Annotated in this window: 15 protein-coding genes; 12 read left to right on the top strand and 3 right to left on the bottom strand. The window is 47.3% G+C overall.

From position 1 onward, the window contains the following. Nucleotides 1-27 precede the first annotated feature (27 nt). On the bottom strand, nt 28-1,941 hold the full coding sequence (locus ACQG11_RS11530) for a DUF927 domain-containing protein (protein WP_426728373.1): 1,914 nt from the start codon (nt 1,939-1,941) through the stop codon (nt 28-30). 85 nt (nt 1,942-2,026) lie between these two features. Next, nucleotides 2,027-3,334 carry a tyrosine-type recombinase/integrase gene (locus tag ACQG11_RS11525; protein ID WP_032165638.1) on the bottom strand — a complete coding sequence of 436 codons (1,308 nt, stop codon included), beginning with the start codon at nt 3,332-3,334 and terminating at the stop codon, nt 2,027-2,029. Nucleotides 3,335-3,933: 599 nt separating this feature from the next. Here ACQG11_RS11525 and ACQG11_RS11520 point away from each other — a divergent pair. The 9 genes from ACQG11_RS11520 (at nt 3,934) to ACQG11_RS11480 (ending at nt 8,475) form a co-directional block, all read left to right on the top strand. Continuing rightward, the gene (locus tag ACQG11_RS11520; RefSeq protein ID WP_023337776.1) at nt 3,934-4,287 is read left to right on the top strand and encodes a hypothetical protein; all 354 of its coding nucleotides are present in this window, start codon (nt 3,934-3,936) and stop codon (nt 4,285-4,287) included. Then, the gene (locus tag ACQG11_RS11515; protein WP_426728372.1) at nt 4,280-4,711 is read left to right on the top strand and encodes a hypothetical protein; all 432 of its coding nucleotides are present in this window, start codon (nt 4,280-4,282) and stop codon (nt 4,709-4,711) included. The genes ACQG11_RS11520 and ACQG11_RS11515 overlap by 8 nt, the downstream gene beginning before the upstream one ends. Nucleotides 4,712-4,758: 47 nt before the next feature. Next, nucleotides 4,759-5,187, top strand: a complete 429-nt coding sequence (locus ACQG11_RS11510; protein WP_026080582.1) for a DUF2787 family protein — start codon at nt 4,759-4,761, stop codon at nt 5,185-5,187. 58 nt (nt 5,188-5,245) lie between these two features. Beyond that, nucleotides 5,246-5,710, top strand: a complete 465-nt coding sequence (locus ACQG11_RS11505; RefSeq protein ID WP_023337779.1) for a lecithin retinol acyltransferase family protein — start codon at nt 5,246-5,248, stop codon at nt 5,708-5,710. Beyond that, nucleotides 5,698-5,928, top strand: coding sequence for a DeoR family transcriptional regulator (locus ACQG11_RS11500; RefSeq protein ID WP_165787409.1), 231 nt, complete (start codon nt 5,698-5,700; stop codon nt 5,926-5,928). The genes ACQG11_RS11505 and ACQG11_RS11500 overlap by 13 nt, the downstream gene beginning before the upstream one ends. 77 nt (nt 5,929-6,005) lie before the next feature. Then, nucleotides 6,006-6,389 (top strand): hypothetical protein, encoded by a 384-nt coding sequence (locus ACQG11_RS11495; RefSeq protein ID WP_155025207.1) that lies wholly within the window; start codon nt 6,006-6,008, stop codon nt 6,387-6,389. A gap of 144 nt (nt 6,390-6,533) precedes the next feature. Continuing rightward, nucleotides 6,534-7,283, top strand: a complete 750-nt coding sequence (locus ACQG11_RS11490) for a DUF3944 domain-containing protein (RefSeq protein ID WP_000257250.1) — start codon at nt 6,534-6,536, stop codon at nt 7,281-7,283. A 102-nt stretch (nt 7,284-7,385) separates the two neighbouring features. Beyond that, the gene (locus ACQG11_RS11485) at nt 7,386-8,099 is read left to right on the top strand and encodes a helix-turn-helix transcriptional regulator (RefSeq protein WP_155025142.1); all 714 of its coding nucleotides are present in this window, start codon (nt 7,386-7,388) and stop codon (nt 8,097-8,099) included. A gap of 58 nt (nt 8,100-8,157) precedes the next feature. Next, complete coding sequence (locus ACQG11_RS11480) at nt 8,158-8,475, top strand: hypothetical protein (RefSeq protein ID WP_155025141.1); 318 nt, start codon at nt 8,158-8,160, stop codon at nt 8,473-8,475. Nucleotides 8,476-8,590: 115 nt separating this feature from the next. Here ACQG11_RS11480 and ACQG11_RS11475 read toward each other — a convergent pair whose 3' ends face one another. Continuing rightward, the gene (locus ACQG11_RS11475; protein WP_017384199.1) at nt 8,591-8,911 is read right to left on the bottom strand and encodes a hypothetical protein; all 321 of its coding nucleotides are present in this window, start codon (nt 8,909-8,911) and stop codon (nt 8,591-8,593) included. Between the two features lie 588 nt (nt 8,912-9,499). On the opposite strand from ACQG11_RS11475, the gene ACQG11_RS11470 reads away from it, so the two are divergent. The 3 genes from ACQG11_RS11470 to ACQG11_RS11460 all read left to right on the top strand — a co-directional run bounded on the left by ACQG11_RS11470 (nt 9,500) and on the right by ACQG11_RS11460 (nt 15,509). Beyond that, on the top strand, nt 9,500-11,056 hold the full coding sequence (locus ACQG11_RS11470) for a type I restriction-modification system subunit M (RefSeq protein ID WP_048994165.1): 1,557 nt from the start codon (nt 9,500-9,502) through the stop codon (nt 11,054-11,056). Then, a complete protein-coding gene (locus ACQG11_RS11465; RefSeq protein WP_155025140.1) occupies nt 11,053-12,276 on the top strand; it encodes a restriction endonuclease subunit S in 1,224 nt (407 codons plus the stop codon). The genes ACQG11_RS11470 and ACQG11_RS11465 overlap by 4 nt, the downstream gene beginning before the upstream one ends. Nucleotides 12,277-12,392: 116 nt before the next feature. Then, on the top strand, nt 12,393-15,509 hold the full coding sequence (locus ACQG11_RS11460; protein WP_155025139.1) for an HsdR family type I site-specific deoxyribonuclease: 3,117 nt from the start codon (nt 12,393-12,395) through the stop codon (nt 15,507-15,509). Nucleotides 15,510-15,712: the final 203 nt, after the last annotated feature.

The following is a 15,712-nucleotide window of genomic DNA, read 5'->3' as shown; positions in this document are numbered from 1 at the left end:
ATTCAGTCAAAATGGTTTTATTCAGGGTTAAAATTCGGTCATCACATTGCATTTCAGAAACGCTTTTTTGACCTGGTAGTAAGACTGCGCCATCGTCTTCAGCGCTCTTTTTTTATAGTGTCCGGCACTTTCGCCAAGCAGATAACCGGAACGCTCTAACGGTCTGGCCACATCAACGGTCTTAAGTCCCTTTTCAGAACAGAGCTTTTCAAACACCGATTCATAAATCAGGAAGTCGCCGGTTTTGTAATGGACGAATCCCCACATATCTCCCGGGCATCGGGCATGTTCGTCACGCAGGGTGATAAAGTGCCTGCTGCTTTTTGTCACCAGCGTCAGCTGAAGCTCCTCCAGCATGTTACGCACCGGGTTATACTGATTCTGGTTATCATCCAGCCAGCGTCGTGCAGCGGACATAACGGATTCAGCCACCGCATCGCTTTCGAAAGGTAAAAGGCCATATTTCAGCGCCTTCTCTCCTGCCAGCCATACCAGCGCAAATCTTTTCAGTCCGCGCCGCTGAACGCGGGTAATATCACGCCCCTCATCCCTCAGGGCCTCTTCCAGTGCGTTACAGCAATCATCTGTCTGTTCCTGGAGCCAGGATGAAAACTCTGCGTAGGTGCGAAGACCGCCAGCCGTATTTTTCCCGGATAACAGTTTGCCGATAAATGCAGGCCCGGCATGACCATAAGCCTCTGCCAGCCCCGTCTTCAGTGCATCTGCACGGGCACGTGTTTCTGATACCGGTTCATCCGGTTTTTGAGCATCCTCAGGCAACAGTTCCATACTGATGGCCCTGTGCTCCTGCCCTCCCTGTAACACGGCTTTCTGTTCAGCCAGCTTTTCGGAGATTGACATCTCACCGGTGGAGAGAATAAACATGCGCCATTTAAACGGCTCATCTGCCGTCAGGCCACGGTTCAGGCGCTCTTTTGCCGTACCTGACGTAATGTTGTAAAGCAGTGAGGAAAGTTGCTTATGATTACTCGCACCCAGTTCATCGACGCAGGCGACCAGACCGGAATAGTCAGCGAGAAGGCGCTCCATCGCGTTAGGCGTGGTATTCCAGCGAATAATATTTACATTCCCCCCACTACCCGGCTCGCTGCCATCACCATGGACCGATGCAGCCAGCATCAGGAGAAGCGTTTTACCGGTGGTGGATACGCCGTGAAAATGAAACATGCCCACATCCATACCGGCAGGAACCAGAAGCATCGAAGCAAAGGACGCACTCAGCGCAAAGGTCTGCGCCCAGCCATGGACATTTTCCCGGATGAGGTTAATCCACTCCTCCAGAGCCCCACCTTTGTGCAGTCCGGGACGCACGCGGAATCCCGGCAGCAGATAATCAAACCCGCTCAGAGAGGTCACAACGGGCTCATGACCATGTAAAAAGGCCATATCCTCCGAAACGAATCCCATCGCATCTGCCATCAGATAGACAGGCAGCGGTAAACTCCGGCAGCGCTGAAGAAAACGGTCAAAAAGGGCAAACTGCTGTGGAGAGGAGCCAACACAAAATCCACGATCTGCCAGTTTGCCTACTACCTGAGCACCGCTCTGAACAATATCCTCAAAGCGCACCAGGGCCTTAACATACTTACCCAGCCCGTTACCGGTCATCAGGCGAATCCCAAGACTGGACTCCTTATCTTTCCCGCAAAACAGGGCGACAGGCACAACTGGCGTACCGCAAACCAGCACTGGTTTCTGTCCACCGATGTAGAAAAGGCCATCAGCTGTATTCACATAATGCCGTGGCAGCCCATCACTAATACCGAGTGAAGCGATATCATCTTCACCGACTTCAGTGTTTTCAGCACGCCTGATAATTGCCTCCGACATTTTGGTGAAATTTTTATCGCGATCAGCAAAAGCGCGAATACGCTTAATCCCGGAAACCTTAGGAACATTAGTTGTCACTTTTTTATTCATGTGTATTACCATCAAATTACGCCACCGTCAGAAAACGGATAGCATCAGAACCATAGTTAAAAACCATCCCGTTGAGTGAAGGTTGTTACCCCATCGCCCGGTTAACAACTTCGTGATAACGTGCCGGGGAGGCGTGCAAGTAAAGTTCTGTTACTTTGATTGTGCTGTGACCCAGTAAGTCTTTGACGGTATGAATGTCTGCCCCGCTCTCGATGAGCTTTGTCGCAAAGGTATGACGCATCTCATGGATGGTGAACGGTGGAATACCCGCAGCCTCACAAAGTCGTTTTTGCAGGCGACGCGGCTCAGCAACCGGATTGTCGGTCCCCTTGCCCGGAAATACCCAGCCTTCATCACCCAGATGCTGACGCTGTTCTGTCAGAAGAACGAACGCCTTATCACATACCGGTACACGGCGGAGTTTGCCGTTTTTGGTGTGGCGAAGAGTGATAACTTTGCGGCTCCAGTCCACATCCTCAAGGCGAAGATGACGGGTTTCCCCCAGACGCAGTCCCGTCAGGGCAAGGAACATGAGCAGAGCAAGGGCTTCATGATCAGGTTTACCATTACGCCAGCACTCACACACTTCCATCCAGCACTGAAGCTGGGAATCATCCATGGCGCGGCGATCTGACGTCACTTCAGGCAGCGCTTTGATATAAAGCGCCGGAGAGCGGTTGGTGTATCCCATGCGTATAGCCCAGGTAAACACCGCTTTAATGAGCGCCAGATGGCGGTTGCGGGTGGCTGGCTTGAGATCGAGAGCATACAGATAGCTCAGAATATCCGCCTCCGTCATACCTGCCAGCTTTTTGTCACCGAGAAGAGGGCGCAGGTATTTACGGATCTTAGAAAGGTCGGTGTTAGCTGAACGCTTAACGCCCGTGCTGAGTACGCTTTTCTCATACTCATCCACAAGCTCATTAAACGTCATTTTACTGTGAGTAAGAAAACGCTCACCGTAAGCCTCAACGGCGGTCTTGAGCTCCTGAATTATTTTAAAGGCATGCTCCCTTGCATCTTTAATTGAAATTTCCGGGTAGCCTCCTACGGCAACGTAGATATTCTTTCCGCGAATACTTTTGCGGACAATAAATTTAATGCGACCTGATGGATAGAATATTGCCTTAAGTCCGGTTAACTTCTTATCGCTGGTCTCGATTGTTTGTGCAGCTTGTACTGCACGGATTTTATATTCATCAAAAAGGGCTTTAGTAAAAACACCTCCAGTATTTTTAGGTGCAACCCCTGGATATTCTACAACATCAGATACTCCAGAGTCGGAATACCCCTGAGCTTCCACATCTACATTGAAGGAATTTTTATGAGCAGCTGTGATGCTCTTTTCATCCAGCACTTGCGTTATTTTATTTAAAGGGTAATTAACATTCATAATATGTACATGGTCCTCTGAAAATTCAGATGATAATGAGTAATTTAATATGTCGGCCAACAATGGGATAAGCTTATTTATTCGTGGCATCACTTTCAAGCCCATGAAAAATCAGCTCTTACATGCCCATTGACATTTAATACTCAAGTCAGAAAGACCATGATGATTCATCAGGAGTACTCCTGCTCAGGGAAAAGGGAAAATAGCGTTAAACCCTATAAAAAAATTGTGTTCCGGATGCATCGCCCAAAGTAAGTCAACTTTTGAGGCCCTGAAATAAGAAAATGGTAATAGACCCCACCGATTTTCGACTAAAAAACAACCCAATAAGGCATTTAAAATTAATGCTATTTAAATCAATAGATTAAAGTGATGATTTTGACAATATGCAGCCCAACTTAAGGGTAAATCAACCTTTCAACAATCAAAACCACACTCCATTAATTTTTATTATTGTGACAATCATCACATTTTACACCTGCGGGTGCTTTGATTTTGTACATTCACAAAGCTCACCAACCCCAACGACTATGAACGTAAAAAACCTCTTTTTATGCACATATTATTTCCATGTAAATCAATTCATTATGGAGATAATCATGTTCAAGCTCACGACACCCACCAGTCTTCCCCTTCTCAACCTGCCCGCCTCCGCACTGGCGGCCCTCAGCAATGAAATTCTTGGCCCCGTAGATGATATCGACCTGTTTACTGCTTTCTGGAACGAAACAAGAACCCTGCTCTGGCATCTCAACCACGACGACACTCTCCCCGAAGACCCGCTGCTGGCAGTGGCACTGGCTAACCCGGAATACGTCACCGCACTTGATGATGGCTGGTATCTCCTGCTCGGTATCGTCTGCGATAACGGACAGGGTATCTATCTGGTGTTCCCGGACACGACCGTTATCACTCAACTCCAGAACCTGATTGAGGCGCTGAACCATGAGTAAGAAAAAAGTCGCTACCGAAGCCGCCGTCACCGAAAGCTATACCGTGTTCTACAGTGGGGACGCCGAGAAAATCAGCCCCCACAGTAAAGGTCTGCTGACGTATGAGCTGGGTAAGGAGGATGAAACCGGAAGCCTTGCCCTGCGTTTAACCGCCAATGGCGAAGGGGGCCTGTTCTCCCGTGAATGGGTAGCGCTTGATGCGATTCACGCCATTCTGGAACAGCAGCCAGACAGCTTTCCGTCCCGTGTATTTCGCCCACTGTTTGGTCAGGGCAGCACCAATAACGCAGGGTTTCTTGCCGCTGTGCTCAGAAGTCCGGATATCTGCCTTATCGAAGCGGACAGCAGCAGACTCTTTATGCACCGCTGCTACGCCGACTGGCAGCACCGTCTGACGCAGCTTGCCGCAATCAGCCAGGACTAATCCCCCGCTTTTTCTGTGTTCCATACCCCTTAAAAAGGAAATTCACTATGTCATCACCCGCTATATTGCAGGGCGGCTATGTGCTGCCGCTCTCCCGGTCGTTCACTCAACTGCTTCTGGGTATCGTTGCGCAAAAACCGCCTCATCGTCACCCCATCACCGGATTAACCATTAACTTCCGTGACCCTGAATACTCACCGGAAAAGGGCGGCTGGCATCCGGTCGAAATACGCCTCATCCCTGCCGGAGAAGACTGGCAGCTCGATTACGTCACCGATTTTCACTATGCAGGGCATCCATGGCCTGAGCTTGAAAAAGATGTCGATGTGAGCTGGACGCAACAATACACGTGGCTTTCCCGTTGTGGCGATATCTCTCATGTCGACGCCCGTGAGTTCTGGTCGCTATGGGAAAGTAACTTTATGGCTTACCACGATATGGGGGTTTTCACGGTCCGTACGTTGTGGGAAAGCTGAGTGTTCACTACGTTTCCCCCGCATCCCCCCTCTCCCCCGTAGTAAGGAATTGATTGTTATGTACCGGCTTCTGCTGCTGAACTTCGTGGATTCATTTATCGATAACTGCATTCTGTCCTGCGTCGATGAACCGGCTTACGGTGGTATCGTGCAGTGCGAACTGCTTTTTGGCCTTGCCGCACACAGCGGTATCTATGTGGGTAACGGCGATATTGTTCATCTTGATGGCGATGGAACCGTTATCAAAAGTAAGGCTAAAGGGTTTCTTGACCGGCTCGATGGCTGGAACTCCGCTATCTCGGTGTATACCGACTGTATGGATTTGACGCCTCAGGGTTGTGCGCGGGCCGCTGAACGGGCAAAGGCGGCAGTGGGTCAGCGCTATCCTTATAGCCTGCTCGACTTTAACTGCCACCGGTTTACTGCCCGCTGCGTTACCGGCGATTCGTGCCCTGATATCTGGCTTGCCAGACACCTCGATTCTTTTCAGAAAGGGGACCGATGGCGCGTATGGCAACGATGAAAGCCAGCCGTTGCAGGCAACGTGTCACCGGACAGGGAGAACGGCTTATCCGGCTGACCATGGTGCTGTTTTACGGTCAGACAATATCTGTTCGCTACATCATCCGGCAGTTTGACGTGTCTCCCCGCACAGCAAGACGGGACCTCGCTCAACTGGCCTTTGTGCTGGAATCCGCTGGCCCTCACCGCTGGCGACTGGCTCCCTCGCTGAAACCCTGACTTTTTTCTCTGCCGGACATCTCCTGACCACCCCGTATGGCAGGCTGTCTCCGCTTTTCAATCCATAAGGGAACATGATGAAAACTTTAAAACTGTTAACCGCCGCAATTCTGCTTTCCGCCTTCAGCCACAGCGCGTTCGCCGACGAGCAGGCTGACGCTCAGATGATTACCAATTCGACCTTCTGCGCGATGTACTCCACCCGCCTGACCCAGACCAGCGACAGCGGCCTTCAGTTAAAAGGCGTCAATCTCAATGCCCGCATCAACGGACCGGTATTCAACAGGGTACTTCAGGTGATGAACAAGACCTATGGCAGAACCTGGCTCGAATCAAATGCCCGTAACGGCAGCATGACCGCCATGCAACTTTCGCAGTCGGAGCTGCTCTATAACCCGGAATATGCCCGGCAGTGCGATGCTTTTGCGGATAAAGTGGAAAAGGAATGGCGCGGAAAGTAATCCCGACACGTTATACCTCCATCCGGTGAACAGAAACCTGCTTTCGGGCAGGTTTTTTTTTTACTTTTTCTTGATCAGCCGGACACATCCTGTCCGGGGGGAGTAATTAAACTGTCAGGTCCAATATCTGCAATGAGGTGAAATATGGCTACCTACCGACACGACCCCGACCTTGAGTTTCTGCGCCACTGCCATCGTGACGATCTGGATTTACTGGTTTCTGTGCTTATCTGCGATCCGAAAGACGGACTGGCACGCATCACGGAAACGCTGACTTACGATCCTCAGTATAAAAAACACAAGCCCAACCACCCGCGCTACTGGGATGCCATTGCCGCCGAGGTTCAGACGTTTGGGGCAAACAGCTTTGCCACGCTGCTCCGCTGGGGTAAAGGGGTGCTGTACCGGGAAATTCTCACCGATGCCTGCGATAAAATGAAGGTGAACTACAACAACAAATCCAGTGTTGAAACCATTGAAATGAATCTGCTGATGAAGATCCTGGAGAAAAGTCTTGAGAAGATGACGCCTGACCAGCTAAAGACCGTGGCGGAAGAATTGCAGACAGGCTACAGCAACCCCACGCCGGAGTTGCTGACCATGGCAATCCAGGCGGGGATTAAAACATCCGGGTTTGCGGCCTATCAGATGGCACTTGTTGTCACAAATGGTGTGGCGAAAGCCCTGTTAGGCAGAGGGCTGACCGTTGCAGGAAATGCCATGCTGACGCGTACCATGGGCGCTTTTGCCGGTCCCGTGGGCTGGGTGCTCAGTTCTCTCTGGCTGCTGATTGATTTAGCCGGTCCCGCATACCGGGTGACGCTACCATCCTGCATTTTTATTGCCTACATGCGCCAGAAGCATCTTTATTCACCTGAGAATACTGACGTTTAGCACTTACATTTAAGGTATTCAGACTTTAAAAAACTTCAGAGGGCGGACAAATCCTGTCCGCTACTGCTGGCATCATTTCCCGGCTAAATTCGGAAATGATGTATGACGCTGATAACACAAGAAAACGAACATGACAGACTGGCAACCCGCCTTTCCATCATCCTGAGCCGTTTGTTTCAGGGTGAAAAGCTGCATATCGGGACGCTGGCAGAAGAATTTGGAGTGACGACGCGAACGCTGCGACGGGATTTCAACGTCCGTCTGACGTACCTTGATATTGAACAGAGCAACGGCGTGTATCAGCTTGCCTCACATTACTTTCGTCGCCGCACGGAACGGGATATGAAGATACTGGCGAGGTTGCTGCATCTTGACCGTCTGTTACCCGCGATGGACGCCAAACTGCTGAGCCTTCTGCTTGACGGGGAACGTCCCTCGCCATACAGGATTATGCTTCCGGAGCCGCGCCAGAAACCCACCCTTTTCGGTGATTTCAGCAGACTGACGCTCGCCATACTTAACCAGACCCAGGTGCGTATCAGAACCGACGAAAACGTCAGCCATACCGTTCATCCCTACCGTCTGCTTTGCAGCCATGCGGAGTGGTTTCTTGCCGGATGTACGTCATCGGGCGTGTTCGTTATTTCCCTGTCCCGAATCAGGCTGGTTGAGGTATTACCGGATACAACGTTTGAGATCGATAACACACTCATTTCGCTGATTGAACAGTCTGACTTTATGGAAGCCTTACCCCACATGAACATTATTCATAAGATAATGCATTACGGGAGTAAACAGACGAATAATCGTAATTAAAATCATAACATATTATTAGTGATGATTAAATCACATTAACATGATAAGTGAGAAAGTTATGATTATCGATAAAGAATACGCACTTGTAGATGCAACAGCAAGACTTAACACTGACCTGATGAATTATGAACATGAAATAAACAACGCTGCCAGTATAACATTTGGCAATGACCTCATTGAGGTAATCGTATATCAGTTCAGCTTTGTCATCAAAGTCAGAACGAATAGTGAAAAGATCAAGCATGGTCTTCTTGTTAACTTTGGTAAAAATATAGCAAGGCAGGTTTCACCTCTCTGTGCAGCTGCGATGAGAATCTATCCGAACATAAAACATAAACAAAGCCGTCAGCTTTTTAGATGCATAACAGCAGTATAACACCGCAAAAGAATCACATTTAAATCTAACCATCAAAAATAGAACTAACACATTGATTGAATATTCAGGTTCCTCAGCCAGAACAGAACCTGAAAATGTGTTGGTTCTTATCCAACTAACCTTTGTTTTCCATAATAAACTTACAAACATCAACCCCCGCTGCTGTGAGTTCTCTAAAATCATCGGTCAATAGTGATTTATAGCTTGATACAAAATAGGTTTCAGGCAGGCCCGTGATTTTCTCTATGATACCTTCCAGCTCTCTAAAAAGATAATTCTGGACTTCCAGTTCATGCGCATACAAATCAGCTACCCTCCAGCGCAAAATCAACATCACTTCATCATCCTTACATTTTGGATAACAAACTGCAAGCAACTGAAATTTGGTTCTGTTATCCACACAACTTCCAATTATAAAATCCAATAGCTGTTTCATTTAACTAACCTTAAAAACATCAAACTCACGCATTGATTACAAACATATAAATTCATCTGTAAAAACACTGTATATATCATCAAGGTAGGTAACAGGCATTTTCACTTGATAATAATATCACCCAAGTCTGTTTGAATAAATAAAATTCATTCGGAGACAGTAAGAATTGTACATCTTAAGACCGCCGGCGTCGGTCACGCTAACCAGAAATGATTTAGCGTAGATAATTACACAGTTTTGGCGTTACCAGATTCAACATTGTAACTCACCCGTTGACGCAATAAGTCAGGCTCTCTGCGTATTTAATGAATGACGCCTTTGTTGCACACCGATCAGATGATGGCTGTGAACGTTTATTTCATCACGACATATCTATACAAGGTCAGAAATGTAATGAACTGCCCCTAAACACCGCTAATGATGCTCCAGAAATCGAAACAGCATATCCGATTGATTCTCTGTACATTTCATTAACCATTTTAACCTTCATTGGGGAGGCTATCAGGCATCACTCAAACCTGTCAAAGAAGTAAAATTGCGATAAAATCGCAGCAATAGCCGAAACCAAGAATCGATAACAGGATAAAAATGACCAGTCTTCAACAACGTGCAGAACTACACCGTCAAATCTGGGCCATTGCCAATGATGTCAGGGGCTCAGTAGATGGATGGGATTTTAAACAGTATGTACTCGGTGCCCTTTTCTACCGCTTCATCAGTGAGAATTTTTCCAGCTACATGGAAGCAGGGGATGAGAGCATACATTATGCAGCACTTGATGACAGCATCATTACCGATGACATCAAAGACGATGCCATCAGGACTAAAGGCTATTTCATCTACCCGAGCCAGCTGTTCTGCAACGTTGCCGCTAAAGCGAACACCAACGACAGGCTGAATGCTGATTTAAACAGTATCTTCGTCGCTATAGAAAGCTCTGCCTACGGCTACCCGTCGGAGGCCGACATCAAAGGCCTGTTCGCCGATTTCGATACGACCAGCAATCGACTGGGGAACACTGTCAAAGACAAAAACAGCCGTCTTTCCGCCGTTCTTAAAGGCGTTGAGGGGCTGAAGTTGGGGAATTTTAACGAGCACCAGATTGATCTGTTTGGTGATGCCTATGAGTTCCTGATTTCTAACTATGCGGCGAATGCCGGTAAATCTGGCGGGGAGTTCTTCACTCCTCAGCACGTCTCTAAGCTGATTGCTCAGCTTGCGATGCACGGTCAGACTCACGTCAACAAAATCTATGACCCTGCCGCAGGTTCTGGCTCACTGCTGCTTCAGGCGAAGAAGCACTTTGATAACCATATCATTGAAGAAGGTTTTTATGGTCAGGAGATAAATCATACAACCTTTAACCTGGCGCGTATGAACATGTTCCTGCACAACATCAACTACGACAAATTTGATATCAGACTGGGAAATACTCTGACTGAGCCTCACTTTGGCGATGAAAAACCGTTCGATGCGATTGTCTCTAACCCGCCGTACTCGGTTAAGTGGATTGGCAGTGACGACCCGACCCTGATTAACGATGAGCGCTTTGCTCCGGCTGGCGTACTGGCCCCGAAATCAAAAGCGGACTTTGCATTTGTCCTACATGCGCTGAACTACCTGTCTGCTAAAGGGCGTGCAGCAATAGTTTGCTTCCCCGGTATTTTCTACCGTGGCGGTGCAGAGCAGAAAATCCGCCAGTACCTGGTCGACAATAACTATGTTGAAACGGTGATTTCTCTGGCACCGAATCTGTTCTTCGGCACCACCATTGCCGTTAACATTCTGGTGATGTCAAAGCACAAAACAGATACCCGCGTTCAGTTTATTGATGCCAGCGGGTTGTTTAAGAAAGAAACCAATAACAATATCCTGACTGATGGTCATATCGAAAAGATTATGCAGGTCTTTGCCAGCAAAGCAGATATTGACCACCTCGCGAAAACAATCCCTTATGAAACAGTATCCGCCAATGACTATAACCTGTCAGTCAGCAGCTACGTCGAAGCCATGGATACCCGCGAAATTGTAGATATTGCAGTGCTGAATGCCGAGCTAAAAACTACCGTCAGCAAAATCGATCAGTTGCGCAAAGACATTGATACGATTGTGGCCCAAATTGAAGACAATGAGGCACGGGCATGAGCGAGTTAAGTTATCTGGAAAAACTGCTGGATGGCGCTGAGGTTGAGTGGCTGCCACTCGGTGTTTTAGGTGAGCTTGTTCGTGGAAATGGCTTACCAAAAACTGATTTTACTGAGGCAGGTATTCCTGCTATTCACTATGGTCAGATTTATACCTTTTATGGCCTTTCAACAGAAACCACAAAGTCCTTTGTTTCACAAGATACAGCTAAAAAGCTGAAAAAAGTAAATACTGGCGATGTAGTGATCACTAATACAAGTGAAAATCTTGATGATGTCGGTAAAGCCCTGGTTTATCTTGGTAAAGAGCAAGCTGTCACCGGCGGCCATGCGACAATATTTAAGCCCAGGGAAGGTATTATTGGAAAATACTTTGCTTATTTCACCCAGACAAATTCATTTTACAATGAAAAAAGAAAGTACTCAAAAGGGACAAAAGTAATTGATGTTTCCGCATCAGATATGGCAAAAATAATCATCCCCATACCTTGCCCCAACAATCCAGAAAAATCCCTTGCCATCCAGTCTGAAATCGTCCGAATTCTGGACAAATTTACTGCACTTACCGCTGAGCTTACCGCTGAGCTTACCGCTGAGCTTAACATGCGTAAAAAACAGTACAACTACTATCGAGACCAGTTGCTGAGTTTTGAAGAGGGTGAAGTTGAGTGGAAGACGCTTGGGGATCTAGGGGAAAATCTGGATTCGAAAAGGAAACCAATTACCAGCAGTCTGAGGGAAGCAGGAAGTATTCCTTATTACGGTGCTTCTGGAATTGTCGATTATGTTAAAGATTACATTTTTGATGGTGATTTTTTACTGATTTCTGAAGATGGCGCAAATTTGTTAGCCCGCAATACGCCTATAGCATTTAGTATCAGTGGTAAATCTTGGGTAAACAATCATGCACATGTGATTAAATTCGATTCCTATGCAGAACGAAGGTACGTGGAGTACTATCTGAATAGCATTGATTTAGCCCCCTATATTTCCGGAGCAGCGCAACCAAAACTAAATAAGAAAAATTTAGAGAGCATACGTATTCCAAATCCTTCACCTGAAGATAAAGAGCGAATAGTTTCTATTCTGGACAAATTTGATGCGCTAACAAACTCCATCAACGAAGGCCTTCCTCGTGAAATCGAGCTGCGCCAGAAACAGTACGAATACTATCGTGACTTGCTGTTCAGCTTCCCGAGACCAGAAACAGCCAGCAACTGACGGACCATTGATACCGGCAGGGTTTGTTCTCACCCGCCCGGTATCAGGCTTTACGAATGCCGGAAGATTCTTCTGATACCCTTCCGGGCTTTGCCAGATGACGCACAGGATGCACCATGACACAACAGACACACACCATCGCTGAATCCAATAACTTCATCGTTCTCGACAAGTACACGAAAGCCTGGGAAGCCGGTGACAGCTACCAGAGCGAATCAGATTTAGAACGCGAACTGATTCAGGATCTGCGCAATCAGGGCTATGAATTTATTTCCGTTAAATCACAGACCGCAATGCTGGCTAACATCCGGACGCAGTTGCAGGCTCTCAATGGTGTTGTGTTCAATGAAAGTGAATGGCGGCGTTTCGCAGAGCAGTATCTGGACAGCCCCAGTGACAGCAGCCTGGACAAAACCCGTAAAATCCATATCGACTATATCTGTGATTTTACTTTTGATGATGGTCGTCTGGAAAACATCTATCTGATAGATAAAAAGAACCTGCTGCGCAATAAGGTGCAGGTCATTCAGCAGTTTGAGCAGACAGGTTCACACGCTAACCGTTATGACGTCACCATTCTGGTCAACGGCCTGCCACTGGTGCAAATCGAACTCAAAAAGCGCGGCGTGGCGATTCGTGAAGCCTTTAACCAGATACACCGTTACAGCAAGGAAAGCTTTAACAGCGATAACTCCCTGTTTAAATACCTGCAACTCTTCGTAATTTCCAACGGGACTGATACCCGGTACTTTGCCAGTACCACTAAGCGGGATAAAAACAGCTTTGATTTCACCATGAACTGGGCGAAATCGGATAACACCCTGATAAAGGACCTGAAGGACTTTACCGCCACTTTCTTCCAGAAGCATACCCTGCTGAATGTTCTGTTTAATTACAGCGTGTTTGACAGCAGCCAGACGCTGCTCGTCATGCGCCCCTATCAGATTGCTGCCACTGAGCGAATCCTCTGGAAAATTAACAGCTCATTTAAAGCCAAGAACTGGTCAAAACCCGAAAGCGGTGGATTTATCTGGCATACCACAGGATCAGGAAAAACCCTGACCAGCTTTAAGGCCGCACGACTGGCTACTGAGCTGGACTTTATCGATAAAGTCTTCTTCGTGGTCGACAGGAAAGACCTCGATTACCAGACCATGAAGGAGTATCAGCGCTTCTCTCCGGACAGTGTCAATGGTTCGGATAATACAGCAGGCCTCAGAAGAAACCTGGATAAAGACGATAACAAAATCATCGTCACAACCATTCAGAAACTCAATAACCTGATGAAATCTGAAGCTGACCTGCCCGTCTACCAACAGCAGGTGGTGTTTATCTTTGATGAGTGTCACCGCAGCCAGTTTGGTGAGGCCCAGAAAAACCTCAAAAAGAAATTCAGACGCTTTTATCAGTTTGGTTTTACCGGTACGCCTATTTTCCCGGAAAATGCACTGGGGGCAGAAACCACCGCAAGCGTCTTCGGGCGTGAATTACATTCTTACGTAATTACTGATGCGATTCGTGATGAAAAAGTGCTGAAGTTTAAGGTGGACTATAACGATGTCCGCCCACAGTTTAAGTCTCTTGAAACGGAAACAGACGAGAAAAAACTCAGCGCGGCTGAAAACCAACAGGCATTTTTGCACCCCCTGCGTATCCAGGAAATAACGCAATACATTCTCAATAACTTCCGGCAGAAAACGCACCGAACCTTCCCGGGAGCTAAGGGCTTTAACGCCATGTTAGCAGTTAGCAGCGTGGACGCGGCGAAAGCTTATTACACGACGTTTAAAATGCTACAGGAAGAAGCAGAGAAGAAATCTGGCAGCTATAAACGCCTTCGGGTTGCAACCATCTTCTCCTTTGCTGCAAATGAAGAGCAAAGCGCCATTGGTGATATTACTGACGAAAGCTTTGATACCAGCGCGATGAACAGTAGTGCGAAGGAATTCCTGGATTCAGCCATTGATGACTATAACAACCACTTTAAAACCAATTTCAGTACCGACAGTAACGGCTTCCAGAACTACTACCGCGATTTAGCTCAACGAGTGAAAAATCAGGATATCGACCTTCTCATCGTGGTGGGAATGTTCTTAACCGGCTTTGATGCCCCGACGCTCAATACTCTGTTCGTTGACAAAAACCTGCGTTATCACGGTCTGATGCAGGCATTCTCACGCACCAACCGTATCTATGATGCAACCAAAACCTTCGGCAATATCGTGACTTTCAGGGACCTGGAGCGTCCGACCATTGATGCCATCACACTTTTTGGCGACAAAAACACCAAGAATGTGGTGCTGGAAAAAAGCTACGAAGAGTACATGCAGGGCTTTACCGATGCGGCAACCGGTGAGGCTAAACGAGGTTTTATGGCTGTTGTTTCGGAGCTGGAGCAGCGCTTCCCTGACCCTGCCAGTATCGACAGTGAAAAAGAGAAAAAAGCCTTCGTCAAACTGTTTGGTGAATATCTGCGGGCAGAAAACATCCTGCAAAACTATGATGAATTTGCCACGCTGAAAGCCCTGCAGAAGGTTGATATTAGTGACCCGGAAGCGGTAGAAACCTTTAAAGCAGAGCACTATGTGGATGATGAAAAATTTGCTGAATTACAAACCATTCGTCTCCCGGCAGAACGTAAAGTTCAGGACTATCGCTCAGCATACAATGATATCCGGGACTGGCAGCGACGCGAAAAAGCAGCAAACGACAGGGATAAATCAACCACAGACTGGGATGACGTGGTGTTTGAAATTGACCTGCTCAAGTCGCAGGAAATTAACCTGGACTACATTCTTGGCCTGATTTTCGACCACAACAGAGAGAAAAAAGGTAAAGAAGCCCTGACTGAAGAGGTCAGACGCTTAATCCGCTCAAGTCTGGGCAACCGTGCCAAAGAAGGTCTGATTGTTGACTTTATTCAGCAAACTAACCTTGATGACATGCCCGACAAAGCCAGTATCATTGATGCATTCTTTACCTATGCTCAGCGTGAACAGCAGAGGGAAGCGGAAGCGTTGATTAAGGAAGAAAACCTCAATGAAGAAGCTGCAAGGCGCTACATCCGCACATCACTCAAACGGGAGTATGCTACCGAAAATGGCACTGAGCTAAATGAGACGCTACCAAAGCTCAGTCCGCTGAATCCTCAGTACAAAACGAAAAAGCAGAACGTATTCCAGAAAATTGGTGCCTTTATCGAAAAATTTAAAGGGGTTGGAGGGCACCTCTAGATGCCAGATAACAGAGCAATGCGCTACCGCAATTTATAGGTAAGATTGTATCTTTTAACCTGCATCAGACCTGTTATGATCGATGAAGCGCTGGTTAATGTTAATGCTAACTGGATGAATTTTTACCGCACATTCAAAGGATTAGCATCCAGAACTTAAAGAAACCAGTGCTTGATTTTGGATGGTAAAGTACTGAATGGATG

It is taken from the genome of Enterobacter cloacae complex sp. 372C4, assembly GCF_050030615.1.
Lineage (GTDB): Bacteria > Pseudomonadota > Gammaproteobacteria > Enterobacterales > Enterobacteriaceae > Enterobacter > Enterobacter intestinihominis.
Note: the sequence above shows the minus strand (reverse complement) of the source record. Positions and strands in the feature narration are given on the sequence as shown.